The organism is Clostridium cavendishii DSM 21758 (assembly GCF_900141845.1).
Classification (GTDB): domain Bacteria; phylum Bacillota; class Clostridia; order Clostridiales; family Clostridiaceae; genus Clostridium_AG; species Clostridium_AG cavendishii.
The window spans coordinates 110,753-131,969 of sequence record NZ_FQZB01000016.1 but is presented as its reverse complement, the minus strand read 5'-3'; the positions used below and the strand labels follow the sequence as shown (position 1 = coordinate 131,969).

The following is a 21,217-nucleotide window of genomic DNA, read 5'->3' as shown; positions in this document are numbered from 1 at the left end:
ATCACCCCATCAATTTTACAAATGGAACAGGTAATAAGGTTTTAATCTTATCAGTAATTATAAAAGCACTACTTTCCTCATAAGTTATACTCATTTTAGAAGCAGTATAGCTTTTTACTCCATTATTATTTTCAGACTTAATCTTATTACCTATAATTTCTATTAATGCACTTTCATATTTCTTATATATATTTTCATTAGTATCTTCAATATTTAGATATGACTTAACAGAATCACAGGCCATATCTTTGTATATATTAAGAACCTCTAAATCAGTTACTTTATACAAGATTTTCAACTTTTCATCCAAAGTCATTTAAATTCACATCCTATACGGTTATAGTTCCTAATCCAACTTCTAAACCATGAAGTAATGTTGGTAAAGCCGTAGCAACTGCCTTAGTATATTCACCAACTGGATCTATATCCGTATATGTTCCTACAAATATATTGCCTACCATTGCAGCCATATCCATTTTGCCATCACCTATAAGTTTTATTTCTTCAGCAGTTAACCCATATATAGTTTCACCTAAACTTTCATCTCCAAACATACTAATAACATTATCTGGGAAGTATCTCTTAGTATCATATCCTGTAGCTGTTTCAACCTTATACTTTCCTTCATAAATAGCTATTTGTGGTAAATCCATTTGTGATAATAAATCATTTAATTGAGCTAATGTAACAACCTTATCTGAATTTGTTCCAAATACAGCCTTTCTTACACTTGTATTATTACATATTGACTTCACAATCTTTCTAGAAGTTAAAGCTCTAGTTGGTCTATAACCAGAAGCTGTTTCAACTGCAGTAGCTAGAGTATCTAAATCATCAAGTGGTTTTGACTTAGAAGTATCACTCCAATCAAAAGGCTTTTTATTAGTATCTGGAACACCATAATCTAAAGTAACCTTTACATTATTTTCTTCAATCTTTAAAAAACCTGACGAAAGTACTTCCATTCTCATAGCTTCAACTCTTACTTTTACTGATTCAAGCATTTTTTCAGAATCATTATAAAGTTGACCCAATACAAATGCTAATTCAGCATCATTTCTTGGATTCTGAACTTTAATTATATCTTTTTCAGTAATCTTAATTTTTCTTTTTATAAGTGCTAAAGATGCAGCCCCCTTTTCTATAGCCTGTCTAGATGCTAATTGAGTTTGTGTATCTAAAGCATGAACTGAGGCACTAACTGGTAGTCCTCCAGCTCCTAAAATCATATCAAATTCAATATCTTGAATCTTTCTTTCTGGGAATAAAGCTTCCCCTAACATTGGTATTACTTTTCTTTCTTTGTAATAATTTATTAATTCCTGTGTGTTAAAAACTTCATCTACTCTTGGCATAATTCCATCTCCTATCTAAATTTTATATTTGGTAAAGCTGATTTTATTGCAGATACTACTTTATCTGATAATCCAGCTAATACTCTATCAGCTCTTAAATAACCTTCTACAACTAAGCTACAAGGCATATCGCCTTTAGTAACATCTACTGTTTTGTACAATATTCCTACTGGAGTACCTGTAAGAGCATCCCCATTTACTGTAACTACTACTCCTGTAGCATCCATTAAGCTGCCAGCTGTGACATATTTTCTACCATGCTCATCCGGAGTAATATTAGCAGATTTAACTGTTCCACTGAAAGTAACTAAATTAGCTTCAGTTGCTAATATCTCCATATCTGTTTTATAAGTTTCTTTTTTCCAATACATAAAAATTTTCCTCCTTATTTATCATTGCCCCATGGATTAGGAGCACCTTCCACTTTATTTCCATTTGCTTGTGCTGCTATTGAAGCACCAATACTTACTGGTTTTCCATCTGGACCATTACCAGGTACATAACTATTTGATTTCATTTTTTCTGTCGTAATTGTTTCTATTCCTTTTGACCAGTCAGTAGCAATTGAATCGATAATTTCCTTTGTTTTATCAAAGTCCTCAGCTAAACATTTTTCAATAATGCTAGTAGGTAATTTTTTATCAGCAGCATACTTTATAGCTTCAGCTAATAAATCCTTTTTTGCATTAGCGGCCTTTTCATCTGCTAATTGTTTTTCTAACTCTAAAACCTTCTTTTGAACTGGATCCGTAACTAAATCCGGATACTTTTGTTGTATAAATGGATCTAATTCTTTTTCTAAATTGTTTTCTTTCCAAGTCTTTAAAGCCTTATTGTGATATTTATCATTTTCACTTTCAATGTAAGCTTTAAAGTCCTTATCATTTTTAAGTTTTTCCTTAAAAGCTTCTAAGGTAAGTCCACTAGCTTGTAGTGACTTAGCTAAATCACTATCTTTTACTAATTCATCAATATCCTGATCCTCACCAGCACTTTCAATTAATTTTAATAAATCTTTCTTTAACATTTTTCCTCCTATCCCCTAAACCGTTATACGACTTAGGACATGCTTTATTTTTACTATTTAATATATTTACACCCCTTGTACACTAAAGAGCCCACAAGACGTTTTGAGCATAATAAAAAGCCTTAGATTTTTCTAAGACTTTCATTTATAATTTGTCCCCTCTCATATATTATGGTAATATTTTGTTAAAAGGGGGTGTTTATTTTGAAACTAAATCCTGATTGTATAAGAGATATTTTATTAACTGTTGAAGAAAATACTGATTTTAGTACTTCCATGTCATATAATGAAAATTCATCTTATGATAAATTAAACAAGTATTCACAAGAAGAGATTTTTTACCATATTAATCAATGTGAACTTTCAGGACTTGTAACCAAAGTTGAATGGATTTTAGGCGGAAGTTTCTATGTTAGAGACTTATCTCCTTCCGGTCATGAATTTTTATCTAATATAAGATCCGATACAAATTGGTCAAAAACCAAAGAAGTTGCTACTAAAGTTGGCTCCTTTTCACTAGATATATTATCAAAAGTAGCCGTATCTGTTGCAACATCTTTAATTAACAAACACATTTGAATTAACAATAATCTTTAAAGTAAGCTCCGTTGTTCCCAACGCGGAGCATTTTAAATCATAATCAGTCACACCTTTTAAATCAAAATCATCTAATTTTATCTTTCCTCCTACAACTTTTAAATTATGCAATTCTTCACTCTTCATATACTCACACTCCTAGAATTTTATAATTTTAGGTATAATAAAAGCACCTACTATTTTTCCTTAGCAAGTGCTTTTACTTTTTATTTTTTCTATCTTTTATTTTCTTTCTCATTTCATCAAGCTTTTTTTCATCAGTTTCTGTGAATTCTTTTTCTTCTGGATAATTATCTTGTCTATCATCATGTATTAAAAATTCATCTTTACCCAACTTAATCACTCTCCTATTTTACTATATAAGTAAACAAATTTGATTCATATAAATCATCAGTTGCTTTAAGTTTAGCTATATTAACAGGATATCCTTGTTTCTTATATTCATTATATGACAGATTGTAAAATTCTTCAATATTTATTTTTCTATACATATTAAATATATAATGCAAACTCCCATCATGTGCTACTACTACAGACATCTTTACATTGTTATTCTTATACATTGATATAATATCTGAACCTGATAGCCTACCACCACCTGGATGATTGTGTAATAAAATTAACTCTCCATTATGATTAATAACTTTTCCATAATCTTCTTTAGTTAAGCCAGTTTTAAAAGTATTATTACTTGTCTTATTAGATACAATTTCGTTTCCTGTATTAGCATCTAAAATAACTAAGTCTTCAAGTTCTGTACTATTTCTGTGTTCTAATATAGCCTTACTTTCAATATACAGTCTTTCCCTAGTCCTTTTGTTTAATGGTATTTCTTCAAATTTATCATGATACTCTTTAGAATTCACTAATTTTCTATTAACTGTATAACTATTATCAATATTTTTATTTGTTATTTTTATTTGCTCTTGCTGTAAATTACTGCGTTCATCATTGGCAACAGCATAAAAACACTTACAATTAATATGAGTTGGAAGCTTAGGTCTATCTTCATCATTAACATTATAGACCTCTCCATCATAGCTTAAACATACTTCACAAGTATTATCTAATTTGGCTACATATCTAACCTTATCAATTCCATTCTCAATAAAATATTTTTCATTTACTTCAGAATTAACCCTAGATATTTCATGCTCAACTAACCTCTTACTTATATTCTTATTAACATTGAAGACTTTTTCTATTTTATCTTTAATGTCATTAACTGAAGTTTTACCATCTATAAGCCTTTTAACTTCATTTTTAAGGACCTTAGCTACTTTATTTTTATTATCCCAAATACGGTCTGAATATGTTTTTGCTTCAATAACTTTATTTAAAATACTATTAATCTCTTTCTTATTAATCTCAAAATCTCTTTTTTTAGGAATGCTTTTAAGGATATCTGTTAAATTATTATTTTCCAACTTGCCTTCATTAATAAGAATTTTATCAATTAGTTTATTAGCTTTATTAAATTCCATAATCTTATCTTTATATGACATTTTCATAACATCATTAGTTACCAGGTAGATTAATATTAAATTAGCTATAAATCTTAACAATTCATTTTTATCTTCTTTTTGCTCATCATATATATCATCAATTATAGGATTTAAATATAAGCCTTTAAGAAAATTAATCTCATCAAATTTACTCATTTATATCACCATGAACATTTGACAAGTCAATACCTGGGTTAAGATTAATCTCCTCACTCTGTTCTTTTTTTACTTTGTCAGCTTCAGATACCTTATTATTTATAAAACTATATAATCCCCTAGCAGTATCCTTACTAATAACTCCTTGTGGTGCTTGGGATAACATTTGAGAAGTAGCCAAATCATCGCTTGGTATGTTAGGAGTATAAAGAGTTTTAATATCCTTATAATCATAATTAAGATTCTTCTTGATATCCAAATACTTAAACAGGAATCTAACTCTATTCTTAATAATATTTTTATGAGCTTTAATTTGAAGATTACACTTATTTTCAAGTACTATTAATCTAGATCTTAAAGTAATACCACTAAGATTACTTTGCAACTTCTCATTATGATTAATATGACAAGCTAACTGATACATTGTATCTTCATATCTGTTAAGGGTATTTTGAATAAATGTATCATTAATATTTTTTATAAGCCATGCTGCATCTCCACCTTGAGTAGGAAACTGAATAACTCCTAATTTTTTCATATCTGGTATATCGGTTTTATCTACTTGAGCATTTTTAAACAATAAATAAGCATTTCTAAAATCACTTATCTCATTTCCTACATCAGATAAATTAGTTTCAAATGCATCTTGGAGTCCTCGTATGTCCCCATAAAGACTATCATCATAACCTTCTTCAGTAAGTTTACCTATAGTTACAGGTACTTCACCAAATATATTATTTGTTGCAGGAGATATTTCATTGAATTTATTATCAAAATGATATATTTTATCATCAGTATAAACATCAATATATGCTGTTATGGAATCAAAATCATTCTTAAATGCATGTATAAAAAATAAAATCTTATTTGAAGCTTTATCATAATACCCATAACCCTCAGTAGGTTTTATAATCTTGCTACAAAAATCAGCATTATCATCAATATAATACAGCTCATAAACTTGAGTAAAAATAAGTAGATACTTCATTAAATCTGTATCGTGCAACTCATCCCAATGTGCTGTGTTATATTCAATATCTTTAATTGTATTAACATTATCGGTTCTTGATTCATAAGTTATATCATTTCCTAATGTATAAGCAACTTCTTCTTTAATAAACTTCTTAATATAGTTAGCATTAATTTTAAGATTAGATCTTTCAGTTACAAAAAGATATTTTCTTATAGCATCAGTATCTCCTTTATAATATCTATACATTTTGTCATAGATATTTTTAAATACATAATAACTACCATAAGCTTTTTTAACTAATTGCATATGTTCTGGATTATTTAAATCTAATCCTATTTCTTTTTTGAATAGCTTTTTTATTAAATCGGTTATATTCACTCTCTCACCTCTTTATAATCCAAATGATTTTTTATCTAATAATAGTATTTTATTAAGTGTTTTTATCTCATCTATCTTCAACCAAAATTCAGCAGCAACGTCATCAGCATCATCATGAGGAGTATAGTTTTGTCCTGCAAAGTCCATAAATTGATTTATGAAATCCTCATCTTCACTACAAAAAACAAATTCCCCTCGATTTACGAAAGGAACTATGGTAGAAATCTTATCATCTTTATTTTTTTTCTGCATTTCATTTATTATTGTTATATTTCTATACTTTAAAGTTTCATGATCCTTAATAGCTTTTTCAAGTTGATTCGCATCAGCTCCATTGAAAGTATTTTTTTCAATACTAATATGAGTAGCTTCTGGATATTCAACGAGTAACTTAATCATATGTTCAATATATTTATCAAACTCTTGCCTTGCATTTATTTTAGCTAACTCTGCTTTTCTTGCATATTTATAGCCATTAGTTGCTTCAGAACCAACCAAGAAAGCAGAATAGTCATTTTTCTTACCACCACTTGAAGCTGGGTCAGCACAAATCATTGTTTTTATGAATTCATGACTCTCAATTTCTTTTCTACTTTCAGTATGCATTTGTTTAAACCATTTTTCACCTATAGAATCAACATCACCCTGTACTTCCTGCTTGAAACTATTAGGATTTTCATAATAATCTAGGGCCAATTCTAAGCAAGTCCAAAACTCACTCCATAACATAGGAAATTGCATTTCTAGCTCATGTTGATAATAAAACTCTTTAGCATCATCAAGTCTTTTATCATTTTTAAAATTGCAAAGGATATTTTTAAATTCTTCCCATAGTCCATTATTAAATAAGTGATCAACACCATTTTCTTTTTGTCCTTCCTCATTAATAACATCATCAACTAAAATACCTTTCTCTTTTTTAAAAGTCCAAGTAGCAGTTTTAATTAACCTGGAATAAAAACATTCCTTATGTTGTTGAGTTCCCCATGCCATAAGAACAGTACCTTTTTTTACAATCTTACCATTTCTTCTTAAAGGTCTTTGTTTTGCAAATTTAACATCATCAGAATATCTTTTCCACTTTTTTTCCCTTGCTTCATTAGTTCTACAATCATCTTCCGACTGATAATCATCTAAGACTATAAGGTCGGGCCTTACATTCTTATACTTTCTACCTCTCATTGGAGAAGTAGATGATATAGCTTCAACAAAAGTATGATTTATAAACTCTAATTGAGTTGCATTACAAATAAAATCTCTATTCTTATCATCAAGGAGCTTACCAAAAGCTTGTTCAATATATTGGTTATCAATCATATTATCTTTTATATCCTTAATAAACTTTTCTGCTGTACTTCCTATATCAGAACATATAAGCACATAAGTTTTATGTTTATATGCTACACACCAACAAGCAGGACCCAAAGTACCAAAGGCAGATTTTCCAATTCCTCTTGGTAAAACTCTTCCAAGTTGTTCTGGTCCTGTGCCAATAACTGATTCTTGTATATCATGCCATAATTCTTCATGTACAGTTGCTAATGGAGCTGCAGCATTATCCTCTTTAGGAAGATATATATCTTGCATAAAATACATACAAAAAAACTCTAAGCTTATTTGCCCTAGTTGCCATGCTAATCCATGGTAACCAAACAAATTCTTAGAGTTTTCTAATATTCTCTCATCCGTTAATTCTTCTGCTTTTTTATCATCTATACATATATCAGTGTAGGATTTTTTAAGATAGTGATAAAGCAACCACTTATTACGTGCTTCATCACTAGAAAATTCAAATGGTATTTTCAAGCTTTATCACCTCTTTAGATTAATTATTTTATGGTTTTAAAAATAGTTCTTTTACACCTATAAACAAATATTTTACAGCTGTTTCAACACCCTTTTCCACCATTTTCTTTTCTACAAGCTTTATAAAACTTTCACTTAAATTATCAGTAGATTGTTTCAAATCTAACAATTCTTGTTGAATAATTGCAATATTAGCTTCTTTAACTTTATCATTAAATGAAATTGTATCAATTAAAGATTGAAGATTTTCTAAAACCTGTTTTTGATCTCTATTAACACTTTGTAAAAGAAACAGTGTTAATTTAGAAATTTCCAGCTTTTCCTCATTTATTTGCAAATTTCTTTTTTCTCGTAATTCTTGTTCTTCTCTCTTTTTAGCAATTTCTTCACCAATTTTATTCATTTGTTTTGTTGATTTTTGAATTTCCCTCGTAACCGAATTAACTGGTGCATATGATGTGTAATTTTCGATTGCTTTACAATTTTTCATAACACTATCAAAATCAATATTTTTAAATAAATTTGACATAGTAAAATTATTTTCATCACTCATTATAAATGACCACCTTTCCATAAAATACATTGTTCTATAAAAAGTCTTAAATCCCTTCTTATAATGACATCTATAGTTTTAACACTACACTCTTAAAAATGAATGTTAGCTGAAAAAGGCGCGCTATCGTTGATGAAATATTAATAACTTTTAAAAAACATCTCCAATAAATGTACTTAATTGTTAATATTCAGTTCCTTTTTTATATAATTCTCATCATATATCTTATACATTTCTTCAATGGTACTTAACATACATTTATAATATAAAGCTTCTGATTGAGGCATTCTATTATGATATTCTATTCTATAAGCTTTCATTGTTCTATATTGCTCAATCCACCTCTGAATTTTTTCGTCTAAAAACTCCATATTACTTCCTAATGATGATATATTAATTGAATATATAGTTTTCATATATTCTTCTATAGTATTTAAATATTTATCTAAACCAGTTAATGAATGTACTATATTCTGATTAAATAAATTATTCAATTCCTCATCATTTCTAGGCTCAAATTCTAAAACAACTTTATTGCTTGCTTTTTTAAATGCCTCATAATCTTTTTCCAAAGAAATATTTAATGTTTTTAAACTATATTTAGCCGTATATAACTCAGCATGAATTGAAAATAAATATGAAAATATCTGTTTCCTTAAACTTTCCTTTTTCTTCTCATTCACAATGTATACTTGTACAATATAAAAAATTAAAGAACCTAAATATGCTAAACTTAAATCATATGAAAACTTATAAAGCTCTCCTAACCCTGGATATATTTCTGGCCAAGAATTAGTTATTATAAATACAATACAATTAATAAAAGTAAGTATAGCTAGGCTACTAAGAACTTTATTATGATTATAAAACCGTTTAATTTTATTCATGCTTTATTCCTCCTATAAAATAAATATTCTACAAGAAAGATTTAATTCCTTCTAGAGATACTATTTATGTCCCTATATAAAAAGAACCCTCTTACTTCTGATTTTCTAAAAATAATACAAAAATTGTGTTGAGGGTCACCCACCATTCCTACAATTTGTATTTTAGAAGGTACCCCCTCTTTTTTAGATATATCTTGACTTTCTATACATTTGCATTATCAAGTTACCTCTTTTAATAAGTCTAATGTAACATATTATATCTTGTGTTACATCAACATTGGCTTAACTAAGCCATTCATTGTTAATATAATATTACATTCACTTAAATATTAAAGCTTTTTGTCTAAAAGTTTAGTTAAAGTAAACTACTTAACAACCTGTAACTTAATATCTTCTATCTCTTTCTTAAGAGCATTAGGATCTTTATCCTTATTACTAGTACCAGGTACATTAATCTCTTCCTTTGTTGTAGTCGCAGTACCAAGACATTGGTCTATTAAATACTTATTAGCCTGTAGCTTCACACGTTGGTCTGTAGAGTTGTTAGCTAAGTCCTTGATATTATCTACATAAGTACATATATCACGTGTTATACGGTCGTGTGCGCTCTTTTTAAGCTGTCGTCTACGCTCCTCTAGCTCAGCCTTAATATACTCTTTATCTTTCCAAGTATATATACTCTGCCTAGTAACTCCTATCTTCTTTGCAATGTCGCTTATAGTCTCACCTTGAAGTAACATATCAATCATAATATCCTGTTCTTTTGTAATAACACTCATTAATCTAACACCTCCTTACATTATTACATTAAAATAGACACCTACTAAAAAGTAAGTGCCTTCTTGATATCTTTCTATGATACTATTATACTTTATATCATTGGGGCTATACAATAAGATAAAACCTAGATATTACCTTATATTTCTTCTTGAAAATAACTAGATATTTTGTTTATTATTTTAATTCTATACTCATTTATATAATCAAATGATATATATATTACTTCACTTATCTTACTATGAGTATATTTTTCAAAGTACTTATATTTTATAAATTCTTTTTCTTTTTCATTAAGGGCTTCTAATACATTATTAATCTTAATAATCTCTATTTCTTTTAACCGTATTTTCTTTCTTAAACGTAAGATCTTCTCATCTCTTTTTACAACTTCATTTTCTACACTCGAATTAAATGAATTTGTTGGTCCTGTTTTTTCTTCATATGAAATAGCTCCAATCCCTTTATAATCATTCTCTAATATTTCAAGATCTAAATACATGTTTTCTATTTCAATTTTCGTATTTTTATAGTTATAAAGCATATTTTCAACTTTTTTAAAATCATCATTTGTACTCATAAATTCCTCCTTAAGTATTGGTACTACTGACATTGAGTGTGTTTTAACTAAGTAAAAGATAAGTAAGAGATAGTATACGATAAAATTAAACATCTCTTACCTATTTTAAGCATTGATTTTACTATATTTCTTAAGATTAAGATATTGATTTTTAGGTAAAAGATATATATATAATTTCTTATATATAATATATATTTATTTTGAAAAATAGTAATTTTATAATAAAGAAATTGAAAACATCCTTTACATCTTTTACTCATACTACTTTAACTATTGTTATTACTGATTTATAATGGGTAAAAGATACTATTAAAATATCTTTTACCAACCTTTGCTAATCTTTTACTCCTTAAAATAACATTCTTTTAAATTATAATTTTGTCCACTTTCAACAATTCTAAGATTTCCTTCTTCATTATGATCCATATACCATACTTCTCGTTCCTTATTATCATTCCACTCAATTAGTGCAATTGCTACTATTTTTTCTTCAAATTCACTATTGTCTTCAAAATTAATATATTTTGCTACTAAATTACTTGGAGCAGACATTATTTGTACTATTTTATAATCCATTTTTATTCACCCTCACCTTTATTTATAAATATTTGGATATGTTTTTTATCTATTTTCACCTGTTTTGTTTTATAACCATGCTTGCAGATTTCTCTACTAAATGCTATTCGTGATAAATGTTTTAATCCATTATCACTACAATAAATTTGGTACTGTAAATAAACATCCTTTGTAGCTTCATTTTCAATCTTTCCTTCTTCTAAAAACCCTATTATTGGATTATTTCTTCTTTCGTAATCATTCCAAGCTTCATCAACTGAATCTACATGAGTAAATGACCTATTATATAAAATTCTTTCTAATCCATCCAAAGCTAACTTTAATAGATATTCCAGTGATTCATTAGATAATAGCTTGTCTATAATGAAAGGATCATAATCTTTATCATGTTTTGAGAATTTAGCATTAAAAGGAATAAAAATAATCCTTCGCTTAAGTCCATCTGATAAATCATTGATTCTTGGTATCTCATTACAGCTAAATATTAATTTACTGTAGTTATTAAAATCAAATGGATCCTTACCTTTCCTTTCAACATTTACTGTTTCTCCAGTAACTAATTTTTTAAATGTACTATTATCATCAATGTAACCATTACTAATATCATCACCTATATTCACAAGTTTACCTTCTAATTGGAAAGTTCTAAACCTATCATTTAATTCATTTAGGGCTACACTCGATATATTTTCTTTACCCAGTAACTTTTTAATCACATCTAATAACGTTGACTTACCGTTGGCTCCATGACCAGTAAGAATAAAACATTTACCTAACTCATTTCTCCTAAAGAGCGTATATCCTATCATTTCTTCTATTAATAGACGTAAATTTTTATCACTACAACATATCTTATTTAAAGTTTTATCCATAATCTCTGAATAAGCTACTGGATTATAATTAAAAGGCACTTTATTTTTTATTTTATAATCAGGAGTAAAATCTAATAACTGTTTAGTTTCTAAATTTAACACTCCATTCTTAAGCGATATTAAAGTAGGTGATTCCATTTCAACTCCTTCAGTCTTTAATTCCAAGTACCTTAAAACTTCAAGTCTTGGAGTTCTAGTTGAATTAACTATATATTGTAACATTATACGTTCAATTTCATCTATTTCACTTGTGTAATAACCATCTTTATAAACATGAAGTGTATCATTGATTTTAACTACATGATGCTCTCTTATAAGATAACTTGCTAATTTCTCATATTGTAGTTTACCTTTTAAATAAAATGATTCTTTAAGAAATGCCTTATCTCTTAATATTACCTCAAGTTCTTTATCTGATATCGGTTCTTTTAATACAAATTGATTTATAACTTTAATAGTGGACCTTATTTCATCTTTAGTCATAGCCTGTTGCTGTAATGTTAAGATATAGGAGAATAATGTATCATTCCTACCATCACCCTCTTGCATCTTAGAAAAATCAGTCGTGAACCTCTTACTTAATGGCATTAGCCATACTGGAAGCTTGTCTAATTTATCACTTGCTTTTAATATTTTTCTGTTTTCATTATTTAACCTTATTGGTGTAACTACATTTGAATGTGGGTATTTAGTTTCTGTCTTGATTCCTATAGGTGTGTAATAATGCTGCTTGTTAGATTTAATATTAGTATTGGTGAAATGAAAATGCATACCTGAATCTGTTTGTATAATTACTGTATTTATCTTTAGCTTTTCCAAAATCTTTTGAACCCTTTTAGCATTGTCCATCTCATCTATATCTACCATGATAGTTCCAGGTTTGAGGGTTGCCCCAAAATCTTTATGACTTATAATTTCATCATAAGGTATTGCATATTCATCAGTTACTTCTTTTACATTAGGCTTCTTAGTGCCAGTAATTAAAGGATAATACTGCTCAAATATTAAGTCATATATTTTTTTCTCATTAGTTTTTTTCACTTTATCTCTCCTTTAACTTTTCACAATTATTGTAACAAATACAAATATATTGTAAAATAGTCTTACAATATATTTAACTGGAGGATATAAATTATGAATACAATTACTTTACTTAGTATTCTAGGCTCAATTTTAACCATTATTTCATCAATTGTTGCTATACTTTCTAGCAATACTTCCAAAAATTCATTGTTTAGTCACAATAATATAAATATTAATAATAGCAAAAACATTAATTCTAACAACTCAATCACAAACAATTATTATAATAAAAATAATTATTATAATAAAAACGGTTATAACAAATCATATAATACTTATGATGCTACTGAGAGTAATCTCTATTTAATTATATTTTTATTAATTATGTTTGGTGGTTTTATTACAAATGTTTATCTTAAATATTTAGATACAACAGTGTTATATTTATCTATCTTTTTAATCTCATCATTTATAATAAGTTTGTTAGGTTTGTTAATATTGACACGAAATAATCTTATAAATAAAATAAACTTAAACGTGTATATAATAATGTGGCTACCATTATTCATTTTATTACGATTTATTTATCAGCCTATTTTTAAATCCAATAATCTTATTAAAACAGAGGAAATGTTAAAGTCTTCTATTACTTCGACAAATTTTATTAATACATATACTGCTAATAAAAATGAAGTTATATTTATATTCTTGCAAATATTTGGACTAACATGTCTTATTATGATTGCCTTTTTTATTTCACTTGCTATAATTAAACAATTATATAATGGATTAAAATTTAATAAAATAGCTAATAAAATTAAATTTAAGGATGTTATTTTTTATTTTGTAGCTATAGTTTTCACTTTCTTTTTAATTAGTGGATTAGGTATTGAGTTATTAATCAAAGTCTCTTCTATAACTGTTTAACCATTATTATATTTCTAGAGAGTAATACTATAAGATTACTCTCTACTATTGTATATACTTTCATAGTCTAATATCTCACCAACAAAATCTTTAATTCTCTTTTTAGCAGCATCAATATACCATTGCCTGTCTAATTTTCTAGGTACATTCATACCTTTAATATCACTATTATCTATGAAACATCTTTCAGGTGTACCTCCTATCTTATCTTTAGTTTCTTTACCTTTTTTAAGTTTATATACTCCTAAATCTTTTCTTGATCTTGAAGCAAATACTCTTAATATTTTTTCATTTAATATTTTTTCACCATGAAGTGCATATAAATATTTACTTGATACTTTAACAACTTTTTGAAATTCTATTAACTCATCACAATTATTAATTGTTTCCTCTACTGAAACATTATCTATAAAATATTTCATTAATGCTTTATTTACTATTGGTAAATCATTATCTAAAATATTTAGTTCTTTTACATATGCTCCTTTAGATTTAACCTTTCCATTATCCATTACTATAATGTAGTTATTAACATCCTTTTGTACTACCTTATTAATAATGTCATGTTCTAGCTCCATTCTAGTTCTAATTTCCCATTCCTTAGCTATTTCTTTATACTTATCAAAAGTTTCAATATTAGGTAACTTAAACATTACACCATCTGTATTACTTTGAATTAATAAAGCTCCTGTTATAGTCTTCTCAATATGCTCTATTAAATCAAGTAACATTAATTGACCATTGATACATACATTGTTAGCTTGTAATGGATCATACAAATTATTATATTTATCTTTTGAAGCTCCATAAGTTGAATTAAGAACTATCTTATAAGGTTGCTGTTCTTTCTTTTTACCTTCCTTTTTTAGAGAAACTCTCATATCATATACTTCTTTATATTTCTCATAGTGTCTTACATTTCTTGATAAGAAACTATACTCTATCATTAAGCTTGGATAAAATGATGTAACATCTGAATTAACAAATATACCTTCACCTTGATATTTGGTTCTAGCTCCATGAAGTCCACCCCATCCAAATATATGCTTTACTCCAGCAACTTCAATATTTAGTGATTTTTTATAATCTTTATTTAAAGGGTTATCATACCACTCTTTAATATGTTTATACTTATCTAACCTTAATGTATCGACTATACTTATATCAAACTCATCATCATGTTCCCTTTTATCAGCTTCAAGTATTATTGCTGATAATTGAGCTTTAGTCTTATTAATATACTTTAATGGTAAGTTAAAAGTTTTTATTAAGTTAATTTGACTTTCAAATTCCTCTTTTCTATTCATAAAAACTTTCATAGTCTGCTCAACATCATGATTACAATAGAAAAACACCTCTTTTAGTTCATCTGAAGTTAATTTCCTATCAATATTAAATGGTACTGTAGTTTCTCTTATATCATTTCCCATGAAACCTTCTAATTGTTTAAGTCCTTTGAACTTATCGGTCATTATGTCATAGTTATATAACTGAACCTTGTTAAATGCCCTACTAAATTGCCATCCACCTAAGTTTTTAACTATAATATGGTCATTTATCTCTTTAGGATTCATATCAAGTAATATTCCTTTAAAAATATACTGGTCATAGCTTCTAGAGTTATAACCAACCCAAATATTATTTTTATTAATTTCATAAACTTCTCTAAGTTTATTAGAATCATTTAATATCTCATGAGTTATTCTATTTTCAGTATCTTTTATTACCACTAACCAATCATGTGAGAAAACCTCAAAATCATAAAAGAGCATTATATCACCCCTTATAACTGTATCTACAGTTTGTAGACTTGTCGGTTCCATCAAATTCATATATGCATTGGTTTTCGAATTCTTTGTATATGTCACAAGTAAAACCATCACATTTACAGTTCTTACAACAGTTATCAAATATTAGTTCCACTAGTTTGTAATACTCTTTATTTTCATCATATTTAGCTGAATACTCAGCAACTTTTTTCTTAAAATTAATTTCTCTATCTCCGTAAATGTCTAATGTCATTTTTGAGCTCGTAGCTGTCCTTCTGAAAGTTTTAGCTGATGTTTCATTTACTCTACTTAGAACACTTTCGACTGTTTTCATTGCGAAAGTTCTAGCACGTCTAAGATTACCTATTTCTTGTTTATTTAATACGTTTCCTTCTAAACATGTTTCAATGTCTGAAGATAAATGAACAATTCTTATTAAATTTTCTCTTTCTGCAGTATTTAAATAATCTTTCATAACTGCTCTCCTTATTGAATAATATTTTTTACCATGGTAGAATTTATTAAGTATCTTTTTTTAGAAAGGTGGTCTACAAATGAATTGTGATAAATGTAATGATACTGGTACCTATAAAGAATGTCTTAATCAAGATGCATTCGATAAGGAATGGGACCGCTTGGATCATACTGGATTATCTACGATAAATATTTATGATGAGTCTATGGATGCTGCCGGATATAATCCTATCACTCCTTGTCCATATTGCAAAAAAGATCCCAAATATTATCGTGAAAGTAAAAAACATAGAAAACTATGGTAATGAGGAGATTTTAATCTCCTCAATTGTCTATTTTTCAAATATGTCAGTTATTTCATAAGTATTAAATCCTTTTGAATTTTTATCATACTTAAGAGCATATTCTAAATTACCCTCTATAGCTTCAAGTACATCAAGTAACATTTCATGATATTTTTTAAAATTAATAAAATCTATTTCTACTCCACTATCTAAGCTTCTAAGCATCTCATTAGCATTATGAATACCAAAACCTTGTGACATAACTTGGTTATAGAATATTAAACTTCCTTTACAATCACCATTTATTATCTTGAACCATATAGATAACATTGGATCACCTTTTTTAGACTTCTTAAGCTCTAACTTATTCACTTCTACTTCATAAGTTCCAAGTGGCACTTCTTTAAAGTCTCCACCACCATTAGCTGCAGCTTCTTCAGCATCCTTTTTTAATCCTTCAGTATCAATTTTCTCATCAAATTCATCCCATATTTCTTTAGCCATATTTTTAATCCTCCGTTTATTATAATTTTTACTTGAGGGATTATGGCTCCCTCGTGCCCTAATTAACTATTCTTGTGTTCTTCTTGACCTTCTACTTCTTTTAGGCTTGTCTTTATTTACTTGAGCATCTATAACTTCACCAGCGGGTGGATTAACTTCAACTATCTCAGCATCTACTTTTGGAGTAATATCTGTTGGCACCTCATCCTTTTTAGTTTCTTCAGAAGGAGTTTTTTCTTTTCTACCTCTCCTTCTATGTTTATCTTCTGATTCACCTTGGGTACTTTCTTCAACTGAAGTTTCGTCCTTAACTTCTTCTGATTTTTTAGACCTTCTTGAAGATTTTTCTTCTATTTTAGGAACATCTTTCTTACCTGCATTAGCTTCATCATAAACTTTCATTAATTCATCCCATGATAACGGTATACTTGTCTTACTAATACCTTTCAGTCTTCCTCCACCAAAAATCACTTCATCTGATTTAAAGTTTAATGTTCTTTCATCACCATCAACTATTACTCTTGCAACTATATCAACCATTCCAGCTACCTTATTAGATATGGCTTCTTGAATATTAGGTGCTATTCTAGTAACATTTTGACCATTCTTTTTAGTAATATCCTTAGATACATCCTCATGTGATAATACAACTATATTTTCATAATCTAAGTTAAATAATCTTCTAATTGTTGATAGATATTCAGTTTTAATAATGTCCCAACCTTTACCGAAACCTCCATCTGATTCGTGAGTAATTCCCATTTCGTTATACTTATAAAGTCTACACATCTCTCTAGTATCTTCCAATAAATCGACTATAATGGTATTGAAGTTATTTTGTTTCTTCTCAAGTTCAGATATAGTATCTTTAAATACTTCCCAAGCGTATTTACGATTAGTAATTCTTCCATTAACAGTTACCTCATCCTTAATAGCAATGTATGGCATGGTAACAAATTGAACATTTCCATCAGTATTTAAATTTAATGGGTTAGGTGCGTCATCTAGCATAGTTGTTTTACCACTAAACGCCGGTCCATAAATCCATATCTTTCTTTTCTTAGCCTTCTTAATATCTCTTCTTTCAGTACTTGGTAATTGCATATCTTTTATCTCCTTTAAATTTAAAATTTCGTAGTCAATACCACGTAAACAATAATTTTCATAGTCACACCAGTGACATAAATTAGTTGGTATTTTCTTAAACTCTGTATCTTCAGTAATATTTATTATGCTATCCATATACTCAATTACCTTAGATGCGTCATACTTAACTTCCATGATTTTAATCTTGCTACTATTTAGTTCTTCTTGTATCCTTTTTCTAAACTGATATAATGATTCTTGTTTCTTTTGTTTAATACTTATTTTAGGAATAAATATAAATCCTAATTTTCTAACCTTAAATCCTATTTGCTCTAAAAAGTACTTATAAAGATGTAATTGAGGTGATTTTGAATACTTTTCATAATTGTTACTGTACTTATAATCAAATACATCAACTGTACCATCTTCATTTTTAGTTATAAGGTCCACTATTCCAATAAACCTAGAAGTATTTATTTTGAACTCTTTCTTATATACATTTATTCCATCTAGTAACTCATGTATCTTAGGTATTAAATACTCGAATTTTATTACTTCTTCAATGTGTCTATCATTAATTATTGGATAGTTGCTATGATACCAGCTAATAGCTTCTTGTAAGTTTTTTTCAGCTCCTAAATGAATTGTGTTACCACATATTAAAGCATTATCAGCTTCAGGTGCTGGAATAGTTTTAAGCTTGTCTACATATCTTAGTTTGTATTTGTAAGGGCAACTAATATGACATTCTACCCTTGAATGTGAGTATTGCATATCTAGTCACCTACTTCTTATCATTTGCATCATTAAGAACTTTCTTAGCTTGTTGTAACCCCATTACAAATTGTGGCATACCACATCCTTTAGCAAATTCTATTTCTTTATCTAATAATTCATTTATTTTCTTGATATCCATAGCTCTTACCCCTCCACACTGAAATTAACTTCTAACATCTTACGACTAGCTAAGTAATCACATAAGTGAGTAAATTTCTCCATTTCAGTTTCAGGCTTAGGAAGTATTTCTTCGCCTGATTTATAATCAGTGTTCCATTGGCCCATATGAGATTTTATACAAGATTCTATATTATCCCATAAATCTGATTCCATAATTTCTATTACTTCAACTGGAAGTTCATCCTCATCAACGTCATAATATCTATCTACTAAATAATCAACAACTACTAATGGATGTGTATCTACTGTATGACTAGAGCCATCTAACCCATGTTTAACTCCATCATGTAGCAATAATGAAACCCTTATAATATCTTTTTCAGTATCATCAAAGTGTTGTATAGTTTCACATTTAAATAACTCATTTGCTATTCTTAAAGCTGCTTGAGTATGTCTTATTAATCCACCTTCCCCTAATGCATATGCTGGATGATATTTTCCTGTAGAACTTGCTGCAACTTCATAAAAATATTCTGGTAATTGTTCTAATCCCCACTTAGCAAATTTTTTTAATGGTTCATATTTAATATTGTCTAATTCAGCTTTAAAATCATATTTAGGAGCTACATAATCTTGATCTACATCTTCTGATATATTTAAATCGCTAAATAAGTCTTTTAATTTATGAATAGCTTGTAATGGCATGTCCCATGATTTATTACTTGGATTGTATTTTCTTCCTGGTATTGTTTTAATTTTAGCTACTGTTCCAGCATCATAATCAAAGCTAACATTTAAAGTATCATTTATTTTAATAACTTTAATCACACAAATACCCCCCCCTAACATTTATGAAGTGAACTTTAATTTCTTTCGTTAAGTCCTTCATATTAATGCTTTTAATTTTTCCTTTATTAACTCCATCTACAGTTTCAACTACATTGTCTTTAACCAAGCCTTCTCTTTCAAAATCAACAAAGTTTACTTTTCCATTTTTACCTATATACTCTGTTACATTATGCTGCTCAAGTAAGCTTGCTAATTCACATTTGGCACTATCTAAATCCTCCTGAGTACGTTTTGACTTTTCTTTAAAGTCAAGTATAGTGTCGATTAACTCTTCAGCTTCTTCATTCCATTTTTCCTTAGTCATTTGCCATTATTCCTCCTTCTTATTTTGTTTATATTTTCAAAAATATGATTATCAGCACCTTTAAGCTTTTCTCTTTCAGTATGTTGTTTATCATATTTATCATTTATAACCTTATGCATAAACTGGCTTTTACTTAGCTTTCGCATAACTCCATAAGCTCCTTTTTAAGCCTTTCAAAATCTTTAGGATAAACTATACGAGCAAATCCACCACACTGTTCTATAAGCCTAATATTACGTTTCTGTAACTCACTAGCTCGTCCACTATCTGCTTTAACTTCTAGTGCTATAAATCTTCCATTAACTACTCCAATAATATCTGGAATACCTGATTTACTATAAGGCCCTGCCCAAAATTTAAAGTACCAAGTCTTAGGTAGTTTATCTAAAAATTTTTTAATCTCATTTTCAAACTGTTTTTCTGGTCCTACTGTCATTATTCTTCTTCACTTTCAACTGGCATAAATCCATCTTCTAATGGTGATGTATAAATAACCTCATTATTTTCTTTAACATCCACTGTATATAAAGTTTCCATAATTACTTATCCCCCTTTAATTTAATTCTTATAGAGCTCTTAACGTTTGATGTTTTACTATATTTTGCAAACACATCTGGTAATTCTTCCTTAAGTTTTTTGCTATCTATTGATGTTTTAGTAGTTGGAGCTGTATAAGTTACTGTCATAACCTCGTTATCCCACTTCTTAACTCCATGAGTTTCCATAGCTTTAATTAAATCCACTCTAAGTTTTTCTTGTTGTTCTTTAATGTTTTTAGATTGAATTTCTAACTCTTCAAGTTTCTTTAATACTGGCATAGTTTCAATTGGTAATGATGGTACTGCCGCTTTAAATGTAATACCTACTAAAGCTTTATCCCAACACTTTATACAATTCTCTATATCACATTCTTCTGAACCTATATCCATCAACCCTAAGTTGCCAGGACACAACTCTTCAACCTCTGTGAATTTATCAAATTCCCCTCTAGTCATTTCTTTTGAATACTCTTCCACTGTTTTTAATTCCATTAATTTATCCTCCTTAGATTTTTATAA

The 21,217-nt window shown here is 28.2% G+C and carries 28 protein-coding genes; 3 read left to right on the top strand and 25 right to left on the bottom strand.

The features are described from left to right. Position 1: 1 nt before the first annotated feature. From BUB01_RS18410 to BUB01_RS18395, 4 genes are read right to left on the bottom strand one after another with little or no spacing between them, the layout of a single operon-like run. Positions 2-316: a phage head-tail connector protein gene (locus tag BUB01_RS18410; RefSeq protein ID WP_072991614.1), complete on the bottom strand. Its 315-nt coding sequence runs from the start codon at positions 314-316 to the stop codon at positions 2-4. 13 nt (positions 317-329) lie between these two features. Then, the gene (locus BUB01_RS18405; RefSeq protein WP_072991609.1) at positions 330-1,355 is read right to left on the bottom strand and encodes a major capsid protein; all 1,026 of its coding nucleotides are present in this window, start codon (positions 1,353-1,355) and stop codon (positions 330-332) included. Positions 1,356-1,366: 11 nt separating this feature from the next. Then, entirely contained in the window at positions 1,367-1,726 is a 360-nt protein-coding gene (locus BUB01_RS18400) for a hypothetical protein (RefSeq protein ID WP_072991605.1), read from the bottom strand. 14 nt (positions 1,727-1,740) lie between these two features. Further along, positions 1,741-2,382, bottom strand: a complete 642-nt coding sequence (locus BUB01_RS18395; protein ID WP_072991601.1) for a DUF4355 domain-containing protein — start codon at positions 2,380-2,382, stop codon at positions 1,741-1,743. Between the two features lie 204 nt (positions 2,383-2,586). On the opposite strand from BUB01_RS18395, the gene BUB01_RS18390 reads away from it, so the two are divergent. Next, positions 2,587-2,961, top strand: a complete 375-nt coding sequence (locus tag BUB01_RS18390) for a DUF2513 domain-containing protein (RefSeq protein WP_072991598.1) — start codon at positions 2,587-2,589, stop codon at positions 2,959-2,961. Here the strand turns inward: BUB01_RS18390 and BUB01_RS23315 are convergent. The 11 genes from BUB01_RS23315 to BUB01_RS18345 form a co-directional block, all read right to left on the bottom strand. Next, the gene (locus BUB01_RS23315; protein WP_159433275.1) at positions 2,941-3,105 is read right to left on the bottom strand and encodes a hypothetical protein; all 165 of its coding nucleotides are present in this window, start codon (positions 3,103-3,105) and stop codon (positions 2,941-2,943) included. The genes BUB01_RS18390 and BUB01_RS23315 overlap by 21 nt on opposite strands. Positions 3,106-3,178: 73 nt before the next feature. Continuing rightward, on the bottom strand, positions 3,179-3,313 hold the full coding sequence (locus tag BUB01_RS23870) for a hypothetical protein (protein WP_278337153.1): 135 nt from the start codon (positions 3,311-3,313) through the stop codon (positions 3,179-3,181). Between the two features lie 13 nt (positions 3,314-3,326). Next, positions 3,327-4,640, bottom strand: a complete 1,314-nt coding sequence (locus BUB01_RS18385) for a minor capsid protein (RefSeq protein WP_072991595.1) — start codon at positions 4,638-4,640, stop codon at positions 3,327-3,329. Next, positions 4,633-5,991, bottom strand: coding sequence for a phage portal protein (locus BUB01_RS18380; RefSeq protein ID WP_242958442.1), 1,359 nt, complete (start codon positions 5,989-5,991; stop codon positions 4,633-4,635). Before BUB01_RS18380 ends, BUB01_RS18385 begins: the two co-directional genes overlap by 8 nt. A gap of 12 nt (positions 5,992-6,003) precedes the next feature. Then, entirely contained in the window at positions 6,004-7,797 is a 1,794-nt protein-coding gene (locus tag BUB01_RS18375) for a hypothetical protein (RefSeq protein WP_084109002.1), read from the bottom strand. 28 nt (positions 7,798-7,825) lie between these two features. Beyond that, positions 7,826-8,350, bottom strand: a complete 525-nt coding sequence (locus BUB01_RS18370; RefSeq protein WP_072991592.1) for a hypothetical protein — start codon at positions 8,348-8,350, stop codon at positions 7,826-7,828. A 176-nt stretch (positions 8,351-8,526) separates the two neighbouring features. Continuing rightward, complete coding sequence (locus tag BUB01_RS18365) at positions 8,527-9,237, bottom strand: hypothetical protein (RefSeq protein WP_072991589.1); 711 nt, start codon at positions 9,235-9,237, stop codon at positions 8,527-8,529. Between the two features lie 365 nt (positions 9,238-9,602). Continuing rightward, on the bottom strand, positions 9,603-10,016 hold the full coding sequence (locus BUB01_RS18360) for a helix-turn-helix domain-containing protein (RefSeq protein WP_072991586.1): 414 nt from the start codon (positions 10,014-10,016) through the stop codon (positions 9,603-9,605). A gap of 137 nt (positions 10,017-10,153) precedes the next feature. Further along, positions 10,154-10,594 carry a sigma-70 family RNA polymerase sigma factor gene (locus BUB01_RS18355; RefSeq protein WP_072991584.1) on the bottom strand — a complete coding sequence of 147 codons (441 nt, stop codon included), beginning with the start codon at positions 10,592-10,594 and terminating at the stop codon, positions 10,154-10,156. Positions 10,595-10,936: 342 nt separating this feature from the next. Next, positions 10,937-11,170 carry a hypothetical protein gene (locus tag BUB01_RS18350; RefSeq protein ID WP_072991581.1) on the bottom strand — a complete coding sequence of 78 codons (234 nt, stop codon included), beginning with the start codon at positions 11,168-11,170 and terminating at the stop codon, positions 10,937-10,939. A gap of 2 nt (positions 11,171-11,172) precedes the next feature. Next, positions 11,173-13,083 (bottom strand): phage/plasmid primase, P4 family, encoded by a 1,911-nt coding sequence (locus BUB01_RS18345; RefSeq protein ID WP_242958441.1) that lies wholly within the window; start codon positions 13,081-13,083, stop codon positions 11,173-11,175. 93 nt (positions 13,084-13,176) lie between these two features. On the opposite strand from BUB01_RS18345, the gene BUB01_RS18340 reads away from it, so the two are divergent. Beyond that, positions 13,177-13,992, top strand: a complete 816-nt coding sequence (locus tag BUB01_RS18340) for a hypothetical protein (RefSeq protein ID WP_072991577.1) — start codon at positions 13,177-13,179, stop codon at positions 13,990-13,992. A 35-nt stretch (positions 13,993-14,027) separates the two neighbouring features. On the opposite strand, the gene BUB01_RS18335 is transcribed toward BUB01_RS18340, so the two are convergent. Both BUB01_RS18335 and BUB01_RS18330 read right to left on the bottom strand, forming a co-directional pair. After that, positions 14,028-15,824: a hypothetical protein gene (locus tag BUB01_RS18335; RefSeq protein WP_341423276.1), complete on the bottom strand. Its 1,797-nt coding sequence runs from the start codon at positions 15,822-15,824 to the stop codon at positions 14,028-14,030. After that, complete coding sequence (locus tag BUB01_RS18330; RefSeq protein ID WP_072991571.1) at positions 15,769-16,236, bottom strand: DUF5651 domain-containing protein; 468 nt, start codon at positions 16,234-16,236, stop codon at positions 15,769-15,771. The genes BUB01_RS18335 and BUB01_RS18330 overlap by 56 nt, the downstream gene beginning before the upstream one ends. A 79-nt stretch (positions 16,237-16,315) precedes the next feature. On the opposite strand from BUB01_RS18330, the gene BUB01_RS18325 reads away from it, so the two are divergent. Then, positions 16,316-16,540 carry a hypothetical protein gene (locus tag BUB01_RS18325; RefSeq protein WP_072991568.1) on the top strand — a complete coding sequence of 75 codons (225 nt, stop codon included), beginning with the start codon at positions 16,316-16,318 and terminating at the stop codon, positions 16,538-16,540. Positions 16,541-16,567: 27 nt separating this feature from the next. On the opposite strand, the gene BUB01_RS18320 is transcribed toward BUB01_RS18325, so the two are convergent. The 8 genes from BUB01_RS18320 to BUB01_RS18295 form a co-directional block, all read right to left on the bottom strand. After that, on the bottom strand, positions 16,568-17,023 hold the full coding sequence (locus BUB01_RS18320; protein WP_072991565.1) for a DUF669 domain-containing protein: 456 nt from the start codon (positions 17,021-17,023) through the stop codon (positions 16,568-16,570). Between the two features lie 66 nt (positions 17,024-17,089). Continuing rightward, positions 17,090-18,883 carry an AAA family ATPase gene (locus tag BUB01_RS18315; protein WP_072991562.1) on the bottom strand — a complete coding sequence of 598 codons (1,794 nt, stop codon included), beginning with the start codon at positions 18,881-18,883 and terminating at the stop codon, positions 17,090-17,092. 10 nt (positions 18,884-18,893) lie between these two features. Continuing rightward, entirely contained in the window at positions 18,894-19,025 is a 132-nt protein-coding gene (locus BUB01_RS23865) for a hypothetical protein (RefSeq protein WP_278337152.1), read from the bottom strand. Positions 19,026-19,030: 5 nt separating this feature from the next. Next, positions 19,031-19,834, bottom strand: coding sequence for a hypothetical protein (locus BUB01_RS18310; RefSeq protein WP_072991559.1), 804 nt, complete (start codon positions 19,832-19,834; stop codon positions 19,031-19,033). Further along, positions 19,827-20,159: a hypothetical protein gene (locus BUB01_RS18305; RefSeq protein ID WP_072991556.1), complete on the bottom strand. Its 333-nt coding sequence runs from the start codon at positions 20,157-20,159 to the stop codon at positions 19,827-19,829. Before BUB01_RS18305 ends, BUB01_RS18310 begins: the two co-directional genes overlap by 8 nt. Continuing rightward, entirely contained in the window at positions 20,156-20,305 is a 150-nt protein-coding gene (locus BUB01_RS23310) for a hypothetical protein (RefSeq protein ID WP_159433274.1), read from the bottom strand. The genes BUB01_RS18305 and BUB01_RS23310 overlap by 4 nt, the downstream gene beginning before the upstream one ends. Continuing rightward, positions 20,293-20,595, bottom strand: coding sequence for a VRR-NUC domain-containing protein (locus BUB01_RS18300; RefSeq protein ID WP_072991553.1), 303 nt, complete (start codon positions 20,593-20,595; stop codon positions 20,293-20,295). The genes BUB01_RS23310 and BUB01_RS18300 overlap by 13 nt, the downstream gene beginning before the upstream one ends. A 103-nt stretch (positions 20,596-20,698) precedes the next feature. Continuing rightward, positions 20,699-21,190, bottom strand: coding sequence for a hypothetical protein (locus BUB01_RS18295; protein WP_072991550.1), 492 nt, complete (start codon positions 21,188-21,190; stop codon positions 20,699-20,701). Positions 21,191-21,217 lie beyond the last annotated feature (27 nt).

Excerpts from the sequence above, each read along its gene's own strand:
- BUB01_RS18410 (WP_072991614.1), bottom strand. The coding sequence starts at position 316 with ATGACTTTGGATGAAAAGTTGAAAATCTTGTATAAAGTAACTGATTTA.
- BUB01_RS18405 (WP_072991609.1), bottom strand. The coding sequence starts at position 1,355 with ATGCCAAGAGTAGATGAAGTTTTTAACACACAGGAATTAATAAATTAT.
- BUB01_RS18400 (WP_072991605.1), bottom strand. The coding sequence starts at position 1,726 with ATGTATTGGAAAAAAGAAACTTATAAAACAGATATGGAGATATTAGCA.
- BUB01_RS18395 (WP_072991601.1), bottom strand. The coding sequence starts at position 2,382 with ATGTTAAAGAAAGATTTATTAAAATTAATTGAAAGTGCTGGTGAGGAT.
- BUB01_RS23315 (WP_159433275.1), bottom strand. The coding sequence starts at position 3,105 with ATGAAGAGTGAAGAATTGCATAATTTAAAAGTTGTAGGAGGAAAGATA.
- BUB01_RS18385 (WP_072991595.1), bottom strand. The coding sequence starts at position 4,640 with ATGAGTAAATTTGATGAGATTAATTTTCTTAAAGGCTTATATTTAAAT.
- BUB01_RS18370 (WP_072991592.1), bottom strand. The coding sequence starts at position 8,350 with ATGAGTGATGAAAATAATTTTACTATGTCAAATTTATTTAAAAATATT.
- BUB01_RS18365 (WP_072991589.1), bottom strand. The coding sequence starts at position 9,237 with ATGAATAAAATTAAACGGTTTTATAATCATAATAAAGTTCTTAGTAGC.
- BUB01_RS18360 (WP_072991586.1), bottom strand. The coding sequence starts at position 10,016 with ATGAGTGTTATTACAAAAGAACAGGATATTATGATTGATATGTTACTT.
- BUB01_RS18355 (WP_072991584.1), bottom strand. The coding sequence starts at position 10,594 with ATGAGTACAAATGATGATTTTAAAAAAGTTGAAAATATGCTTTATAAC.
- BUB01_RS18350 (WP_072991581.1), bottom strand. The coding sequence starts at position 11,170 with ATGGATTATAAAATAGTACAAATAATGTCTGCTCCAAGTAATTTAGTA.
- BUB01_RS18340 (WP_072991577.1), top strand. The coding sequence starts at position 13,177 with ATGAATACAATTACTTTACTTAGTATTCTAGGCTCAATTTTAACCATT.
- BUB01_RS18335 (WP_341423276.1), bottom strand. The coding sequence starts at position 15,824 with ATGAATTTGATGGAACCGACAAGTCTACAAACTGTAGATACAGTTATA.
- BUB01_RS18330 (WP_072991571.1), bottom strand. The coding sequence starts at position 16,236 with ATGAAAGATTATTTAAATACTGCAGAAAGAGAAAATTTAATAAGAATT.
- BUB01_RS18325 (WP_072991568.1), top strand. The coding sequence starts at position 16,316 with ATGAATTGTGATAAATGTAATGATACTGGTACCTATAAAGAATGTCTT.
- BUB01_RS18320 (WP_072991565.1), bottom strand. The coding sequence starts at position 17,023 with ATGGCTAAAGAAATATGGGATGAATTTGATGAGAAAATTGATACTGAA.
- BUB01_RS18315 (WP_072991562.1), bottom strand. The coding sequence starts at position 18,883 with ATGCAATACTCACATTCAAGGGTAGAATGTCATATTAGTTGCCCTTAC.
- BUB01_RS23865 (WP_278337152.1), bottom strand. The coding sequence starts at position 19,025 with ATGGATATCAAGAAAATAAATGAATTATTAGATAAAGAAATAGAATTT.
- BUB01_RS18305 (WP_072991556.1), bottom strand. The coding sequence starts at position 20,159 with ATGACTAAGGAAAAATGGAATGAAGAAGCTGAAGAGTTAATCGACACT.
- BUB01_RS23310 (WP_159433274.1), bottom strand. The coding sequence starts at position 20,305 with ATGCGAAAGCTAAGTAAAAGCCAGTTTATGCATAAGGTTATAAATGAT.
- BUB01_RS18300 (WP_072991553.1), bottom strand. The coding sequence starts at position 20,595 with ATGACAGTAGGACCAGAAAAACAGTTTGAAAATGAGATTAAAAAATTT.
- BUB01_RS18295 (WP_072991550.1), bottom strand. The coding sequence starts at position 21,190 with ATGGAATTAAAAACAGTGGAAGAGTATTCAAAAGAAATGACTAGAGGG.